A 17737-nucleotide genomic window follows, 5' to 3' on the forward strand; every position below is an offset into this window, starting at 1 on the left:
AATTGCCTAGAAACTTAGTTTATGGCCCTTATTAAGCCCCAAAAGCAACAAAGTTTACGAAAAGAGCCTTACTAAAAAAGGGGGGGTGATTCCATTTCAAGGGATTTCGTGCAACTTCAACAAGGCTTTGTGCCATTTCAACAGGGTTTCGTGCAATTTCAACATGGTTTTGTGCAATTTCTAACGGGTTTTGTACAAAAATCTATGGGTTTTGTACGAAAATCTAGGTGTTTTGTACAATTAGACAATATTTGGAAATATATTCACCCGAATATGGGACTCCCTATCGAATCAAATGAAAAAAATTTCGGTGCGATTACGGATTTTTTTGAACAAACGGGAACTTGTGCAATTTGTTTAGAAAGGATTAGAGCTATAATCCCATTAATAAATAACTGCATATTAAAGAGGGGGTTCAATAGAAAATACCTACACTTCAAATGTAGGTATTTTCTATGTTTTTAGCCATGGCACTAAAAAGCTACTTTTTAAATTTTTTTCCTATTTTACTGAAAAAGGGTATGATCCCTTTAAGTAATGGTTTATATTGTTTGGTTGTCGTAACGAAGGTGTCATAGGTTTGCATAAGTAAGTCAATATCAACATTGTTCATAAAGTTTTCTATTTTACTCTGGGTGCTTTGCGTCTGTTGCTGCCTGTTTTTATGAGCTGTTGCAGGTTCCTTTTTTCTACGTCCAAAAAACCAATCATCTGAAGACGATCGTTTGTTTTGTTCCGGATTTTCTTTTGCATGGTTTTCGCTTTCTTTGTGTGTTTCTCTACGTTTACGGTTTCCAAACATGAATCTTGAAAAAGGGTCTATTTCTCTTGCCGGCTTTTGTTCTTGATGATGATGATCCCCATCCAATTACTTCTCCACCTCGCTTTTATCCTCTCTTAGATAAGCTATGATTGGTTTCGTATCAAAGTGTGGATACTTGTACAAAAAATAAAAAAGCAGGCATTTTGATTATTTTTTAAAAAATTCAACCCTTTCTCAGCGCTTGTCCAGTCCGCTTTATTCTTTTTGCAAAGTTTATTAGGGAGAGACAGGAATCTCTCATCCGCCGTAAAGAACAGACATATTATTACCTCCGAAAAGGAGCGTATGACACCAGCATTCGCTTCTTTTTGTTTTTTACCGGTTGATCCAATTTACGGTACGATTGCGGATTTTTATAACAAACGGGAAGTTGTCCAATCATGTTTCGGTGGAAAAAATATATTAATGGAGAGGATGGAAATGACTTCCTCAATAACGAATGGGTGGTGAAGAAGATATGGGCTATGGTTATGGAGGTTCCGGCGGCGGTTATAGCGGCAACAGCTTTGTTTTAATCGTTGTATTGTTCATTCTATTAATTATCGTTCTTTCAACATTCTAGTTTAGTGGAACAATCTGAGCTTGTTTCATTTGAGCATTAAATCGTCATTTTCAAAATGGGGTGAGAAACATGAGTGATGGACATAGAAATAGTTCAACTGCGTTAATCGTTGTACTTTTCATCTTGCTTATCATCATCGGAGCTTCCTTCATGGGAGGCTACTAATTTAATCAAGTGACAGGTCACTTTTTTGAAGGAAGGACAGGTTGAAATAATCTGTCCTTTTTCCAAGCATAAATAATCAGAATACCTCGTATTCTGAGCAGCCCGCTTGAGAAAGGAGGCAAAAAATTTTTCTAACCTTTCTCAACGCTTGTCCAGTCCTTCTTATTCTTTTTGCATAGCTTATTAGGGAGAGACAGGAATCTCTTCGCCGCCAAGCACAGACATAGAATCACCTCTGGAAGTAGCGTATGTGATAATGCATACGCTTCTTCTTGTTTTTATCAGTTAAGAAAAATGACGGTACGATCGCGGATTTCTTCAAAAAAACGGAGCATGTCCAATCACGTTCTCTTGTAAAAAATATAATAATGGTGGGGATGTAATTAACATCCACAAACTAAATAGGTGGTGAAAAGATATGGGATTTTGCGGTTACGGTGGCGGTTACGGCTACGGCGGTGGTTATAGCGGCAACAGCTTTGTTTTAATCGTTGTATTGTTCATTCTATTAATTATCGTTCTTTCCACATTTTAGTTTTAGAGATAATCTGAACATGTTCATTTGAGAATACAATCGTCATTTTCAAATGATCGATCGGAAGGAAGACCCTAGTATGGGCTCTTTCTTTCATATGTTTATTCTTCGAAAAGCATATGTGCACAGTATTAAAAAAACGGTTAAGAGCAGGCGTCTTAACCGTTTTTTTATTTAAAATTGATGCGATTTAAGATTTTTGCTTTTTGGTAATGAAAGATGGATTGAGATAATTCAAAGATGGTTCCGTTCGTTAAACAGACGGTATTTTCGATAATTAGGGCTGGATCGAGTGGATGAACCTGGAGCAGTCCCGCACTTTCTGCATCGATTTTCTCGCAGTTGATGACTTTGTCCGCAAAACCAATCGTTAATTTTAAGTCGTCGATCAGGTAACTATAAATTGAATTTGAGGCGATCTCTTCGTTTAAGTAGGGGACAATGTCTTTTTTAAAATAACTGATTTCAATCGAGAAGGGTTCTTGATCTACGATGCGGAGCCGCTTAATATAATAAAGCTTGGTGCCAACTTCACAACGCAATTGTTTTGCTTTCTCTTTATCGGCTTCTTGCACGTGTAAATCGAGAATTTTCGTCTCAATTGTTTTTGAAGTCAAATCTTTTGTTAAGCCTCGAAGACTGCCTAAATTGATCGTATCGGTTTCGGATTTTTCCCGTAAGAACATGCCGCTGCCCTGGACCTGATAGATGTGGCCGCGATTGACGAGCTGATTAATGGCTTTTCGAATCGTATTTCGACTCACTTCAAATTGTTTTAGCAGTTCATCTTCTGTCGGCAGCTTTTTGGTTTGATCGAATTTCCCATCCCGAATGTCCCGTTCTAGTTGATCCGCTATTTCTTTATATTTTACAGCCATATAATCTCCCTATTGTTTCGTTCCATTATTTAATGACTTTATTATACATCAAGCCTCCTGATTAATATCAAGAGGCTTTCTTTTTTACTTAGAGCTCTTCTCCTCTCGTCTCAATGATCTGCTTATACCAATGAAACGACAGCTTTTTCTTTCGGTTTAAGTGGTCCTGGTGATCGACGTAAATGAAGCCGTATTGCTTTTTATAGCCGTTTAACCAGCTTAGTAGATCAATGACAGACCATGCATAATACCCTTTTAAATTTATGCCTTCTTGGATGGCACGCTTAATCACTTTTAAATGCGCTTCAATATATTTAATCCGAGAAACATCGACGATTACACCCTCAATGATCGGATCCTCATCACCGAGTCCGTTTTCGGTTACATACATTTTGATATCACCATAACGCTCTTTTAACATATGGAGCCCGTCTAAAAATCCTTGCGGTGAGATCTCCCAGCCCCATTTCGTATAGGTTTTATCCTCCATTTTCACGGTCCGATAAAAGCCATCAAACGACGGGTTGCCTGGAGTCAGCGTCGATGTTTCTCGTGAATGTTCCATGGTTGAAACAGCTTCGTGATTTTTTTCGACGCGAATCGGCTGGTAATAATTCAGTCCGATAAAATCATTTTTTCCGGCATTTCTTTTTAAGGTATCTAGTTCTTGATCTGTCCAAGTTGGCGTCCAGCCTTTTTCCTCTAATTGCTCGACCACGTAAGATGGATATTCGCCTTTTAAAATGGGGTCATAATACCAAAACGTTTCATATTCATTGGCATGCCGGGCCGCTAGGACATTCCCGTGTTGGTCATCTACGCTGTAAGCTGGTAAGAATACATGGGTAATTCCAATTTCGCCGTAATGATTCAGCCCCTTATAGACTTCGACGGCTTTTGCATGGGCATAAAACACGTAATGTGTCGCTTGAAAGTATTTATTCTCATCGTTTTGGATCCCAGGCGGATGCGCCCCTTTTAAATAGCCTAAGCCGGTAAACATAACCGTTTCATTAAAGGTAATCCAATGTTTAACGCGGTCACCGAAGGACCGAAAACAAATTTTCGCATACTTGACGAAGGCTTCCGCTGTTCGCTTATTCGTCCATCCGCCGTCTTCTTCCAGCGTCAGTGGCAAATCCCAATGATAGAGCGTAACAAATGGCACAATCCCATACTTTAAACATTCATCGATCACATTATTATAAAATTCCAAGCCTTTTTCATTAACTTCACCATCACCAGTTGGCAAAATACGTGCCCATGAAATCGAAAATCGGTACGACTCCAATCCCATCTCTGCCATTAATTGAATATCTTCTTTGTAGCGATGATAATGGTCGATGGCTACGTCTCCATTGGTGCCCTCACGTTTTCCCCGGAATCTTTGAAAAGACATCCCAATTGGTTACCCCTTTACCATCTTCATTCCACGCTCCTTCTATTTGATAAGAAGCAGAAGCAGCGCCGAATAAAAAATCATGCGGAAACTTCATTTTTTCGCCCTCCATTTTTATGCCGACTTATTTTATTTATTACTATATATATTATTTATAGGTACAAATATTAATATGATTATATACCGTTTTTTTATTTTTGACTAGAAAAACTTCCTAGATAGTATCTACTGAAATGGATCATTAAATCCGAGTGCGATTTATTATAACCTTCCCCCTTTGTTCAACTACTAACAAGAAAGCTAAAAAGCCAAGGGGTTTTCCTGGCTAAGGTCATTGTGTTTGCCGCTTATGGAGAACCTTTTATTTTTTGGACTGGATCTCGGACCGTGGCAGGCTTTTTAGTTACCTTTTTTAATCATGCTGGGATGGAAATTTAAGGTTAAGATACTAGATTCCATGGTTTACTGTCCACTTTTCATAGTTTACTGTCCACTTTCGGCATTTTACTTCCACTTCGATCAACTTACTGTCCACTTTCCCCTATTTACTGTCCACTCCCTTATTTCCACCTCAAACTACCCAAAAAGCCAGTCGATAGACTGGCTCTGGTAACTTTTACTCCTCCTTATTCCATTGGACCAGCCTAAATTCAAGACCTAAAACCATTTAGTTACCTTTTTTAATAAAACCCTGCCATCGGATTTACCCGAAGAACAATTTATCGGCCACTTTCAGGATTTATCGGCCACTTCGATCACTTTATCGGCCACTTTTTCATTTTATCTGCCGCTTTTCGATTTTATCGGCCACTTTCGGCATTTTATCAGCTACTTGTCTTTTTCCTGCCCCAAACCTCCTAAAAAAACACTAAAAAACTAAAAATCCAGGCCTTCAGCCTGGATCAGGTTATTGTCTTTCCCTTTTCTCAAAACCTAAACCATTAAGTTACCCTTTTTAATAAAAACCCTAGTCAAGTCCATTTAAATGGAAAGGAAGCCTACTCTGGGTTCTTTCTCCTTATGTTTATTTCGAAAAAGGACATGAATGATTTAGTTTTTTCATAAATTGTAAGAGCGATTTAGAAAAGGGGGAAAAGATATGGAAATTCCGGTTACTGGGTTTATCATTCATTCAAGTGATTCAGATATGGATACTGAGCATTCTCACCAATTATATCTGACGTCTTGGAACGGCACACCTATTCATAGACATCATTTTTCAGGAGTGACCTCTTTTATGGGAGGGCATGACCATAGATATACAGGGACAACGGAACCTGCCCCTACTGGTGTACAACATACTCATAATTACTTTACCGTGACTTCGTTGGATGATGGCCATAAACACGAAATCCGAGGCACAACGGGTCCTGCTATTCCCTTACCTGGTGGAGTTGGACATTATCATAATTTTCACGGTGTAACGACAGTTAACGGAGTCCATCCTCATTCACATAAATATAGTGGTACAACTAGCCCTAGCGCCTAGGGAAGTTTCACCCCATTAAAAAGCCGATTTCCTAATGGTGAACTGCACCCGAATTGTTAGAGTGTGTCTAACAATTCGGGTGCAGTTCAAAGGAATCGGCTTTTTTTATCTTCTTTAACTGAGGCATCCTTAAGCTTAATAAAGGCACCACTCTAACTCATTTCTCTATTAATTTTTCACTATCCGTTTCACCCATGTTAAAACACACATAGACTAATGATGACTTTACAAATTATTTATTTAGGGAGATGACTGTATTTTGTATAATCCTTACCAATACAATCCTTATCACTTTAATCAACAACATCATTATAGCCCACATCATTATAAACACACAGTATTAAGAAATGTTGAACCTCTTGTTCAATATGGATTACAAGAAGCCCAGCACACTTCTTTTCCTCATGCCTTACGAGAGGTTGCGGCTATTACGTACCTTATGGGTATGGGATATGAACCTACCGTAGCCCGTAAGATAGTTGAGTCTTGGGAAATCAACGAGGCATTTTATCCAGGGCAGATATAATTCCTAACCTTTCAAAGGGGTAATGAAGCACCGTTTTCACGGTGCTTTCTTGTAAAATTACTATTGCGAAATTAAAGGTAGCTCCTTGTTTATTTTTTGATTACCCTCTATTCTATAGAACGGACATATTCGGCTATTTTTAATATTTCACCGTCTGTAAACGTAGGCTTTCCTTCATATCGAATTCGCTTAATAACCTCTTCAATCGTATTAGCACTGCCATCATGAAAATAAGGTGCAGTTGCCCATACCCCTCTTAATGTTGGAACATCAAAATGAAGAGGATCTCTTGGGTTTGTAAAACCTGCTCTAGCATCACCTTTAGATGGTTTATCTAACGGATTAGTAGTACCGATATTATGCAAATAATTAGTATTTCTGGTTGCCAAATGACCGTTTTCACCAATAGCCTTTACGCTATCAGTAAATTGGGTCCCTGCATGACATGCAATACAGCCTGCTTTCCCTTCAAACAATTTTCTTCCATCCTCTGCTGTAGAGGTCAGGCTTCCATCCTTAGTACGGTAAGGACTTTTTGGGACTGGGAATGAATCTGGATCATCGAGATAGGCAAACATCGCATCATACATATGCTCGACATCTTCAGGGAGTGGTTTTCCCGGATCAAATTCTTTCATGCCACCCATTTCACCCTGCACAGTCAATAAATAATCCGTAAAATCATCACGACTGCCATCCCACATAAATAATCCGGTTTTTGTCGTTAAAACATTGCTTGGAACATCTCTTGGTCCTTTTGGAGTCTTTAAAGTAAGTCCATTTGTTTCACCATCAGCATGACAAGAAATACAACTCATCCAATTATTCCCTGTAATTCCTGTCGCAAACTCCTCGCTATTGGCACTATAAAAAATCGTTTTCCCTTCTCTTACTAGTGGGGACAGAGGATCTTTTGATATCAACTCAAGATTTCCGCCTTTCATTTTTGCCCGAGCGTAGGGACTGGCTCCTCCAGTAGAAATCTCGGCAAGATCATGACTCATAGCGTTGTGAGCATAAACGGTTTCGCCATCTGGTGAAATCACGGCACCTCTTGGATTATTTCCTTCAATTCTTCTTAGAATCTGCGTTGCATTGCCACCACGATTTAAATCAAACACAACGAGATCTTCGCTTCCAGACATGACAACATATGCTTTGTTGCCGTTTGGATGAAAGACGACATCATAAGGATTTGAGGAAATGATTGTGTCATTCTTTTTATCTGTGACATTAATTTCTTCGAACAATTCTTTCCGTTCATCAATCAACTCTTCATCAGTCGTTAAATCAATGACAGAGATGGCTGGAAAAATCGTTTCTTGAAAGTGAATAGGTACATCAACATTTGTTAACAAGTGAGGAATCCAAGCTTTTTTTCCATCGGGATCTATCACAAATTGTTCTAAGGTATTTGGAATCCCTTGGCTTTTTTTGCGATCGTTATTATCTGGTGAATCGGCAAGGGAAATTACTTTACTTACTTTTTCAGTTTCGGTATTAATCACACTAATTTTCGCATCTAAATAATGCGGAACATATAACTTTTGCCCTTCTGCCGTAATCGCTAATGTTCTAGGTCGATCGCCAACTTTAATTTTAGACTCAACTTTTTTATTAGTTAGATCGATTACTGATAATGTACTAGATCGGTAGTTTGCAACATACAGCTTTTTACCGTCCTGACTTGTTACAACACCATATGGTTCAATTCCGATATCAAGAGAATCGACCACTTTTTCTTTTTCAATTGATAGGATGTCAATTTTATTGTCATACCTACAGGAAACATACAATAAACTTTCATCTGGTGAAAGGGTTAGCTGTACAGGGGATTTTCCGACAGGTATTTCAGCTGTCACCTTTTTTGTTTGACTGTCAACAATGGTAACTGTATTTACATCAATATTGGCTATATAAATGGTATTACCAGCCTTATTCATAACAATATTGTTGCTGTTAACAGCATAGTCCCGGACAACACCTGGCTCTTTCTCTTTTATAACTGCGTTTATTCTTTCCTTACAACCAACTAACGCCCCCATCAATAGGAGCGTTAACCAGAAAAGGGCAATTTTCTTCACGATTATCTACCCTCTTTATCTTTATTTTTTTACTTCAACAGGTACAAGAACAGGTGCAATGCCGTATTTACCATGACCCGCTTGAGTTTGTGGAACTTGATCTCCATCTGTGTTTCCAGACTCATCACCATCAATGTAAAAATCACCTGTATCCCAGAATTCACTTGCCTGCATTCCTTGTTTAAGATCTGGACCATCTATCACAGTTTCATAAAAATCAACATATCGTGAAATAATGGTTTCCACTTCCAATGCTTCTGGCTGTTTTTCATCACCTTCCATATTGCTTAAGTTATTAATCGCAACACGTAAGACAGCAGATACTCCACCTGCAGTAAAGGCATCATATTTCATTTCGCCTTTCACAGTTTCATAGGCTTTTGCCTCATTATCCCAAAGCGTTTCATCCATTGCTTGATAACCGGTACGAGCAGCATTACGATATTTTTCATCTTTTGTTGCAAGATATGCTGCTGTTAAGCCACGAACGGCACCAAGTTGTGCATTTAATGTTGTTTCCTCATCTGCACCTTTACCGAATGTATAGCCTTTTGCAACTAGGCCTGAATCTGTCATCAGTTTATCAATGATAAAATCTGCTTGTTTTTTAATTAGTTCAATTGCACGTTTACCTTCAACTGTATTTAATCCTTCAGCGTCTTCTGCATTTGCATATCCAACTGGAAGACCATCAATTGCACGCTGGAAAATACGAAGTGATTCAATTGTATAGCCTGCATTAAACGTATCTACATAATTTCCTTGCTCTTTACCATTATGTTCAACTACAAATGCACCTTCTTTTTCATTAAAGTGCATGGCATCAATGTTTTTAAACACATGAAGCAGTACGTCACGGTTAACAGAGTATGGATCGTTTACAGTCACATCGTTTCCTGCATTGTTATCAAGATTTACTTTAGGTGCAGCAGGATAAGGATCACTGTCAAAAAGTGCTCGGAATGATGGTGCGACATTTTTATTTTCTGGACGCTGATCTGTGGTGCCGAAGAATTCAGATGACGGCCAAAGCATTAACCATTGATCTGTTAAAATGCTGCGCGCATCTGTTACTTCTAGTGACTCGGCATTAGGAACGTCTGTATTTCCGTCTTCTTTTACTTGGATTGTATGAGGTAAATAAACATAGCCTTTTGATGGATCATACTGACTTCCAACACTTGCTGGAAGTAATCTCTTATCATTTGCCTTGTAAAATAAGTGATTACGAACGTAATTTAATTTGTTCCAAATTTCCTCTACTAGGATGGCTCCCTGCATACCATCTGCTGAGCTGACACCAAGGGCAACGTTTTCATCGTGATCATCAGTCGGTGTTTCACCTTCCAATTCTTCATCACCGTCTACAGTATGAAACCCACCCATAAAATCTCCGGCCCAAAGAGCTTGTTTTAAGAATGCCCCCCCATATGCTGCTGGATTTAATACTTTATCCATTTTATTACGATCCCATCGAAGTGACTTAAAGTTAACTTGATATTGAGGAACGTATGTATTTTCATCTCCTGAAGCATAGCTAGAAGTCTCTACTTCTTGAATATAATGAGGATCACCTTTTGCATATTCAATAAAGGTAGGAAACATATTCCTATGAATCTCTTCACGAGGATAGCCAACTGCATCAGCTAATTTATAGAAACGCTCTCCTAATAATTCATGTGATTCTTTCCCCTGCTTTTTAGCTAATTCCTTGACAACTGGACCATTAATTAAATGTAGCCCTAACCCTGATTTTTCTACCACTTCATACATAGCTTCCTCTGAATATTCATACGATTCAATTCCTGCTGTATAATCAAACTTTGTGGGCGAATCTAATTTTTGGGGATCAAGAACATCCAAATCAAGCCCTAGTCCCTCTACTAAGGGTTCTCCTGAAAGTTCAAATTCTGCATATGCAAACATGTTACCTGCTGTATCAAACGTATAATCTGTCACAGGTACTGTTACAGAAGCGTTTGTCACTTCCTTACTTACTTGTTGTTCTTGTTCTGATGTTTTTTCTTCTTTAGCAACTTTCTTATCACTCGTACATCCAGCAGTTAGTACTAAAGTGGATGCAAGTGCAATAGATGACATCACTTTCCATGGCTTGTTTTGCATAATAATATCCTTTCAACATCATAATTTTATCTATCATCATAATAAAAATTAAAAATAAATTGATTAACATATTAATTAAGAAATATTCTTAATAAGCCTTTTTGGTATAACAGGCTCTTCTAACTTTTTGTTCTTAAAAGAAAGCTTTTGATCTATTCCAAAATATCGGTCTAAACTGAAAACATAACTACTTTGTATAAAAAATAAAAGTGCAAATGCGCTTGTATAAAGGGTCAGACTTATTAAATTCATATTTCCTGAAAGAATAAAATTCACATGCATAAATAGACAAATGAAAACAGAAGGAATAATCATGAATCCAACGATCAAACATATTCCCAAAATAATTTGAACAATAGGAATTGTATAATTGAAGAAAATAACATGATCTAATGCTACATGTTCAATGAAATGCTTATAAAATTCTGGAACATTCGGTTTTTCTACTGCTGTTAATAAATAATGTTCAATAAAAACACCAGGTTCACTAAACCAGTGTTTTTCACTAATCTTCGTTACACCTGCTAAAAGCCATCCTACACCAAAAAGAATACGCATTACAGTTACCAATAATTGCAAGACCACTTTATTAATTAATGTACTCATTATTATCACCTCCTACGAATCTATTAAGAATATTCAACAATCAAAATGATAATGATTATCATTTTCGTTTTGATTTTATAATTAAATGATAATCATTGTCAATGCAAATAAAAGTTCAAATTACATAATATATGATATAATGGAAAATTTAATAGTTTAAAATAGAGTAGTAAAAATATATATTGTAAAAATAAGGAGAAAAAATGGATCGATTTAAAAACGTTTTAATTATTTCTTTTTTATTAGCAAATATTATCGGACTTTGTGTTTGGATTTTTTCTATATCGAAATAGAAAAATTCCTTTATTAACAGCCTCCTTGAAAAGTTAATTTCTTAATGGAGTAACCTTATTCCATTACCCTAACCGTTATCTGAACAAGAAAAAAAGGCTGCCAAAAAGACAACCATATCTTGAACTCAAGCACCCGTAAGCCATCTATGAAGCAGGAGTTTCACCACAGAAAATGAAAGATAATTCGTTCTTTCATGGTAGACAACCATGCCGCGCTGCTTTTTTACTAAATGTTTTAAAGAAAGGAATTGAATAAAAGATTTTTAAATTTGCTTCTTTTTTACAAAATGAGCAGGTGCTATGATAATTATCAACTTTAACAACATGAGGAACGTCAAGTGCTTCGAGAGCTTCAGTTACATGTTTTTTACAAACTAACACTTTTACAACCTACTTTCATCAAATTTTCTTAATGCAATTCAGGATGATTAAAAAAGTGTCATTTTCTTCAAAAACTTCTATATCACATTGTTTATTTAAAGGGCATTTCACACATTCTTTAAATGATTTCATCTTTTTATAACGATTCGGTTTTTATTTTGTTCTTTAATTGAAAGATGATAATAATCCTTTACAATTTTGTTGATAGCATTCTGAACCACTTGTCTCCAATGAATTGGGCGATGGGTTTCACTTATAATGTATTGATAATAAAATCTGTAAGGACAACTAATAAAAGTTTCCAAATGATAATCAGTCAGAGTTTTTATTGAAACTTCATAGCTATTTTTTAACATTTGAATATTCCCCTTTATATAAGGACTTTTCACTTTGTACTTTATTCAGTTATCAATTCCAGACAATAATTGATAATCATTATCAATATCTTACTTAAATTATAATTGAAAATGATTATCAATGTCAATTATAAAAAAGAGCGACTTTTCAGTCACTCTTAAAAAATTTTTCTTTATAAAAATATATTAAAGCGTTATCTAATTAGAAATTTTGATGTTATTTTCATCAATGGGTATCATCCAAAGTTTATTCGTCAAAGATAAGGAAAAGGAGGTGCGATACGAATGGCACAAGATGTTCTTTGTGAAGTAGATAACTGTACCTACTGGGGCAACGGAAACAAATGTAATGCAGATGCTATTTATGTAGTCAGTCATAAAGGCAAACAGGCATCCAATAGTGAAGAAACGGATTGCAAAACATTTGTTCTAGAAGCATAATTTTCGTTGGGATAGCCTTTGTATGGTTATCCCTCTAATATTTATAGTATTGATAATAATAATCATTTTCATACTTGTTTATGGATATTTCTTATTTTATTGGAAATAGGAACTGAATAGATTCTACATGTGGGACGTCAAGACCTTTTAGTGCCTTTTTAACATGGTTTTTACACACCATTACCATATAGAGACCTCACTTTCCTTGATCTATAAATAAATATATGTGCTGTATAAAACATTTATCATCACTCAAATATTGCTGACGTGTACACATTTGAATTTTAATTACAAAAAAAGAGCAGCATTTCAGCCACTCCAATGTTATCCCTTTCTTCTTATTTTCGCTTGAACATCTGATTAAGCAGATTAAACTCCAATCGCTTCTTTATTAGCATTCGATTCTTTGAATAGCTGTTCCCACTGCTCATATAGGCCTTTAGCTGTCTGATAATCATCGAAATCCGCTTTTAAATCTTCCTGTAATTTCTCTTTTAAATTGCAGCATGATGACTCCCATTCCTCTAAACTTTTTAAATCAAAAAGTTTTGAAAACCTTGGTTTCATACTTTCCCAATTAGAATAAATGGTATTACACCATTCCAACAATTCTTCACGGTATTGCAGCTCTTCGTCTAAATCCACACCTTTATCTGTATCAACTTCAATCTCCTCTTGATAAGCAGCCCTTTCCATTAATCCTTCATGGCATGGTTGTTCCTCTTTCCATTCCAAACGGTGATCGGAACCGACTTCAATCTCTTCTTGATTCGCATTCGTTTCCAATAATTCCTCATGGTATGGTTTTTCGTCTTCCCATTCCAAACGTGTATTAGAGCCGACTTCAATCTCTTCTTGATTCGCATTCGTTTCCAATAATTCCTCATGGAATGGTTTTTCGTCTTCCAATTCCAAACGTTTATCAGAATCGACTTCAATCTCTTCTTGATTCGCATTCTTTTCTTTGAAAAGCTGTTCCCACTGTTCATATAGGCTTTTAGCGTTCAGATAATCATCGAAGTCCACGTTTAAATCTGACTGTAATTTCTCTTTTAATTGACGGCATGATCCTTCCCATTCCTCTAACCTTTCCCTATCATAGAGCCTGGTAACCTTTGGTTTCATACTTTCCCAATTAGAATAAATGGTATTACACCATTCCAACAAATCATCGCGGTATTGTTTTTGTTCTTCCATTTTGAAACATTCCCCTCACCAAGGTTATTTATTTTTTCTCATCCTGATTATAAGGACCACAAATTTATACTATGTTCCACGATTGTCCTAGGATTAGACATTCACCCATATGTAAATAACAACATGACATCATAAAACGGAGAGGTTTCAAGATGCTATTTATCAGCTCTAAGTTTTTATTCACTCAATATCAAGATTATCTTAAGAAATTAGGAGAACAAAACTGCCAAGAAGACCTTGCTGCTTTTTCTGTAGTTGAATTAAAGATTGATGAGGAACACTTTATACAATTTCAAAACGAATTAAACGATTTATTGACTAAATACTACAATACTACGAGCAAGAAAACAGAGTCTCCGGTTCGAACAATTGCTTTTACAATTATTCCAGATGCTTAACAGAAGTTATTATTGACCATTTTCTAAATGGTTATAGCATTACGGTAGTCGCGCTGGATTTGCGAGCTGTTTGTGGGTAACGGAATTGTTTACTTTCTAATAGGTCATATCTCAAAATCTAGTCTCACTAGAAAAAGAGAGTCGTAATTTACCTCAATGGCTTGGAGTATTCTCCGAGTCATTATTCATGCAAAAAAACCTTCTCCAACGTTGGGAAGAGCTTCAATAAGGAGCTGATCACTTAGCTTCGGTTTACTTAGTCAACTATTCAATAATTAATTCTTTCTATATAAATAATGGTACTTCCTTTAATCTAGAATACATTTGTTCTTTAACTAACTTGCTTCGTAAGTAAGTAGAAGAAGGAAATAGGGATATTGGTCTATCTAACCCCAAAAAACTTAGTACTTTACACTCGTTGACTAAAATATCAGTTTAAACGATAATGATAATCGTTATCAATGATAATAATTATCAATTATTTAGGGGGCTTTATTATGTTTATTACATTTTTAAAGGAAAACCGTTTTGTCTCACTGCTACTTACTTTACTTCGACTCTATCTTGGTTGGCAGTGGTTAAATGCTGGTTGGGGAAAAATCTCTAGTGGGAAATTTGATGCAAGCGGCTTTTTGGATGGAGCAGTAAAAAATATGTCTGGTGAACACCCTGCTGTTCAACCTTGGTGGGGGAACTTTTTAAAAGAGGTAGCATTACCATCTGTCGATCTTTTTAATGTAATCGTTCCTTGGGGTGAATTTTTAGTAGGTCTCGGATTAATTTTAGGTATTTTCACTGCATTTTCTATACTAATGGGGCTTACTATGAACTTTGCTTATATGTTCTCTGGAACAACAAGTACCAATCCACAAATGGCTTTACTAGGGATGTTTATTCTAGTTGCTGGACTAAATGCGGGAAAAATTGGTTTGGATCGATGGTCAATACCTTTTTTAAAAAGATTATTTTTAAAAAAAGCAGAGAAAGAACAATTTCCCCAAAGTGCTTAAAGGGAAGACAAAATCAGCAATTTGCCTAAAAATACGAAAAACGTCTGCTTTATAAGCAAACGTTCTTTGGAGGTAAATCTTTATAAATATTTGGATTTGGTTTAGTAATAATATATGTACAAGATATTAAAACTGAATAGGCAAGTGCTGAGCTAAATGAAAAAAAGTTCTCCAAAATCAGGCTTAACTCATTGGTTATTCACATGAAAGGCTGCATAAGCTAGAGTGTAGCCAAAACCCCATAACCAATCCATGGACCATACACCTTCATGAGTTATAGTTTCAACCAAAAAAGCCCTTATAGGGCTTTTTTTAGTTAAGAAAATTGTTTCTTCTTAGAAGCAGATTACTGCTCCTACGATGATTAACAAGATAAACAATACAACAATTAAAGCAAAACCGCCGCCATAGCCGACACCGCCGTAGCCATAGCCACAACCACCACCATAACCAAACATATTATAGACCTCCTTTAGGATTATTCCTTACAATTTATGTTAAGAGCTTAGGAATGTGAAGGGCTTTTTCACTAGGTCTTTTACGAGACAAATACATTCCCTATGACGAAAACCCGCCTTATGTACGAATAGCTAATTTCTTTAAAATCTTAATAACCAAGAAAAATACCATTCGGCAGTTTTTTGTCGAGTAGATATAGGACGTAAGCCGTTACTTTTGTCCAATGGTTGCATTTATTATAGTAATTGCTTTTAAAAGCGCTTTGATAAAGGTTTTATAACCCTTTTGTTAGGCAATTACACTAATTGGACCATGTGGAGGTAAATTAATGGCATTAAAAAAGAAAGACAAGTTCTTTAATCATTTAAATAGTATTTCTTTAAATTTAAAAGAAAGTGCAAACTACTTTGCTGACTACAAATTAAAAAATGTTAGTGATCTTAAAATTTTTTCCGAAACGATGAAAGAATTTGAATCAAACGGAGATGCCATGGTTCATGACCTGATTAGAGATCTAAATAATGCCTTTATCACTCCATTTGAGCGTGAAGATATTTTAGCTCTTTCCATCAGCATGGATGATATATTGGACGGCTTATACCATACAGCTGCCCTATTTGAAATGTACTCTATTTTTGAAATGGACTATTATACACTTAAATTTGTTGATGAGATCAAAAATTGTGCCGCGGAAATTGATGCAGCGATTGAACTGCTTTCCACTAAGAAATTGCTTCATATAAGAGAACACGCAATCAAAATTAAAGAAATTGAGTCGAATTGCGACCACATTCTGCGTGCATCCATTAAACAGTTGTTTACCGCTGAGCTTGACCCTATCCGAATTATTAAATACAAACAAATCTATGAAGGTCTAGAAGAAATCGCGAACTGCTGTCAAGCAGTGGCGAATTCGTTTGAAACCATTATTATGAAGAATGCGTGACACGTTTCATCATCCAGAAGGTATTTTGTTCTCTAACTTATTTCCATATTGCACCAACTTGTTTCGAAGGTTTTAACACTTACACACCATCAAATGATTGCCATCAGGGTCTTTAAAATTGAACCATTGGTTATGCTCTATTCCTGTTGTTATTTCTACCTTCTTTTCCTTCATATACTCGTAAGCATTTTCTATATTATTAGTATTGAAATTAAATAGTGGGGCATTTAATATATTTTCAACTGAAAAAATTTTGCTATCTAATACAATCCCTGTTCCATTCATAGGTACTATAAACAAATGACCAAATAATATTTCGCCTTCTGCTGCTAAACCAAGTATGTCACAATACCAATTACGTGCCTCAACAATATTACTTACAGGAATAAAAACTGTACCGATTTGATTTAGTATAGGATTCATAAATACCTCCAATAAATGACATTAATTCACTTTAAGAATCAATTCGTCGAAAGGTCTCTTTTTCCCTTTTCTTATTGAACTCCCTCAGTTTAATACGATTTTCTCACGAATACTCGCTTATTCGCAGGATTTCATAACCCTTAATATGGATTTAACGATTAAATGAAATGAGTTCAGATCATTATGGCTCCGTGAAGGCATAGTGAAATAAAGGAGTATTACAAAACTCCACATTTTACCATATGATGTACATTCTCCACGCCGCCCCTGGAGGCTTTCCCTCCCATGTCTCAACGGGTCAATTGCCCTATCATTCCTTCGTCATACCTATCCAAGGGGTGGAGGCCAGTTATGCTAACCTGATGGGTCAGTGCCCTTTTGTTCAATAAATCTGGTACTCCGTACATATTTGAAATCCTACGAATAAGCCAACCTTCGATAAGTGTAAAGCTAACAATCACTCTTTATTATTATTTATTTATTGGAGTTTCCCTTTCGGGAAACTAGTAAGTGTTTCTAAGAAACTATTAGTTCTATGCTGCTAAAGAAGTTATAGGTTGTAATTTTTCTGGACAATAGGATTCATTTCGTTTGGCTATTCCTACAAATATCCGAGCCAGTTTACCAACCAATTTCATAATT

At 36.2% G+C, this 17737-nt stretch carries 17 protein-coding genes and 2 pseudogenes; 9 read left to right on the forward strand and 10 right to left on the reverse strand.

The features are described from left to right. Nucleotides 1-481: 481 nt before the first annotated feature. Nucleotides 482-868, reverse strand: coding sequence for a YppG family protein (locus J7E77_RS01360; protein WP_214711877.1), 387 nt, complete (start codon nt 866-868; stop codon nt 482-484). 412 nt (nt 869-1280) lie between these two features. Between J7E77_RS01360 and J7E77_RS01365 the strand changes: the two genes are divergently transcribed. From J7E77_RS01365 to J7E77_RS01375, 3 genes are all read left to right on the forward strand, one after another. After that, a complete protein-coding gene (locus tag J7E77_RS01365; protein WP_214711878.1) occupies nt 1281-1385 on the forward strand; it encodes a YjcZ family sporulation protein in 105 nt (34 codons plus the stop codon). Between the two features lie 69 nt (nt 1386-1454). Continuing rightward, complete coding sequence (locus J7E77_RS01370) at nt 1455-1550, forward strand: YjcZ family sporulation protein (protein ID WP_214711879.1); 96 nt, start codon at nt 1455-1457, stop codon at nt 1548-1550. A gap of 418 nt (nt 1551-1968) precedes the next feature. Further along, nucleotides 1969-2085: a YjcZ family sporulation protein gene (locus J7E77_RS01375; protein ID WP_168241186.1), complete on the forward strand. Its 117-nt coding sequence runs from the start codon at nt 1969-1971 to the stop codon at nt 2083-2085. 170 nt (nt 2086-2255) lie between these two features. On the opposite strand, the gene J7E77_RS01380 is transcribed toward J7E77_RS01375, so the two are convergent. Continuing rightward, the gene (locus tag J7E77_RS01380; protein ID WP_214711881.1) at nt 2256-2963 is read right to left on the reverse strand and encodes a GntR family transcriptional regulator; all 708 of its coding nucleotides are present in this window, start codon (nt 2961-2963) and stop codon (nt 2256-2258) included. An 88-nt stretch (nt 2964-3051) separates the two neighbouring features. After that, nucleotides 3052-4459 (reverse strand): annotated as a pseudogene (locus J7E77_RS01385) (GH1 family beta-glucosidase). Nucleotides 4460-5461: 1002 nt separating this feature from the next. Between J7E77_RS01385 and J7E77_RS01390 the strand changes: the two are divergent. Together J7E77_RS01390 and J7E77_RS01395 are read left to right on the forward strand one after the other, a co-directional pair. Continuing rightward, complete coding sequence (locus J7E77_RS01390) at nt 5462-5851, forward strand: YmaF family protein (RefSeq protein ID WP_214711882.1); 390 nt, start codon at nt 5462-5464, stop codon at nt 5849-5851. 259 nt (nt 5852-6110) lie between these two features. After that, the gene (locus tag J7E77_RS01395; RefSeq protein ID WP_214711883.1) at nt 6111-6377 is read left to right on the forward strand and encodes a hypothetical protein; all 267 of its coding nucleotides are present in this window, start codon (nt 6111-6113) and stop codon (nt 6375-6377) included. A gap of 107 nt (nt 6378-6484) precedes the next feature. Here the strand turns inward: J7E77_RS01395 and J7E77_RS01400 are convergent, their stop codons facing one another. The 4 genes from J7E77_RS01400 to J7E77_RS01415 form a co-directional block, all read right to left on the reverse strand. Next, a complete protein-coding gene (locus J7E77_RS01400) occupies nt 6485-8422 on the reverse strand; it encodes a beta-propeller fold lactonase family protein (RefSeq protein WP_214711901.1) in 1938 nt (645 codons plus the stop codon). 60 nt (nt 8423-8482) lie between these two features. Continuing rightward, nucleotides 8483-10585, reverse strand: coding sequence for a hypothetical protein (locus J7E77_RS01405; RefSeq protein ID WP_214711884.1), 2103 nt, complete (start codon nt 10583-10585; stop codon nt 8483-8485). A gap of 75 nt (nt 10586-10660) precedes the next feature. Further along, nucleotides 10661-11191, reverse strand: a complete 531-nt coding sequence (locus J7E77_RS01410) for a DoxX family membrane protein (protein WP_214711885.1) — start codon at nt 11189-11191, stop codon at nt 10661-10663. An 802-nt stretch (nt 11192-11993) separates the two neighbouring features. Continuing rightward, nucleotides 11994-12221 (reverse strand): PD-(D/E)XK nuclease family protein, encoded by a 228-nt coding sequence (locus tag J7E77_RS01415; protein WP_214711886.1) that lies wholly within the window; start codon nt 12219-12221, stop codon nt 11994-11996. A 285-nt stretch (nt 12222-12506) separates the two neighbouring features. On the opposite strand from J7E77_RS01415, the gene J7E77_RS01420 reads away from it, so the two are divergent. After that, complete coding sequence (locus J7E77_RS01420) at nt 12507-12662, forward strand: DUF1540 domain-containing protein (protein ID WP_214711887.1); 156 nt, start codon at nt 12507-12509, stop codon at nt 12660-12662. Between the two features lie 369 nt (nt 12663-13031). On the opposite strand, the gene J7E77_RS01425 is transcribed toward J7E77_RS01420, so the two are convergent. After that, nucleotides 13032-13859: a hypothetical protein gene (locus tag J7E77_RS01425; protein WP_214711888.1), complete on the reverse strand. Its 828-nt coding sequence runs from the start codon at nt 13857-13859 to the stop codon at nt 13032-13034. A 176-nt stretch (nt 13860-14035) separates the two neighbouring features. Between J7E77_RS01425 and J7E77_RS01430 the strand changes: the two are divergent. Both J7E77_RS01430 and J7E77_RS01435 read left to right on the forward strand, forming a co-directional pair. Then, a pseudogene (locus tag J7E77_RS01430) lies at nt 14036-14257 on the forward strand (transcriptional regulator); the annotation flags it as partial. A gap of 497 nt (nt 14258-14754) precedes the next feature. Next, nucleotides 14755-15267, forward strand: a complete 513-nt coding sequence (locus J7E77_RS01435) for a DoxX family protein (RefSeq protein WP_214711889.1) — start codon at nt 14755-14757, stop codon at nt 15265-15267. 335 nt (nt 15268-15602) lie between these two features. On the opposite strand, the gene J7E77_RS01440 is transcribed toward J7E77_RS01435, so the two are convergent. Beyond that, a complete protein-coding gene (locus J7E77_RS01440; RefSeq protein ID WP_214711891.1) occupies nt 15603-15725 on the reverse strand; it encodes a YjcZ family sporulation protein in 123 nt (40 codons plus the stop codon). A 329-nt stretch (nt 15726-16054) separates the two neighbouring features. Between J7E77_RS01440 and J7E77_RS01445 the strand changes: the two genes are divergently transcribed. Then, entirely contained in the window at nt 16055-16672 is a 618-nt protein-coding gene (locus J7E77_RS01445) for a DUF47 domain-containing protein (protein ID WP_214711892.1), read from the forward strand. A gap of 72 nt (nt 16673-16744) precedes the next feature. Here the strand turns inward: J7E77_RS01445 and J7E77_RS01450 are convergent, their stop codons facing one another. Continuing rightward, nucleotides 16745-17095 carry a VOC family protein gene (locus J7E77_RS01450; RefSeq protein ID WP_214711893.1) on the reverse strand — a complete coding sequence of 117 codons (351 nt, stop codon included), beginning with the start codon at nt 17093-17095 and terminating at the stop codon, nt 16745-16747. Nucleotides 17096-17737 lie beyond the last annotated feature (642 nt).

The organism is Bacillus sp. ISL-77 (assembly GCF_018613105.1).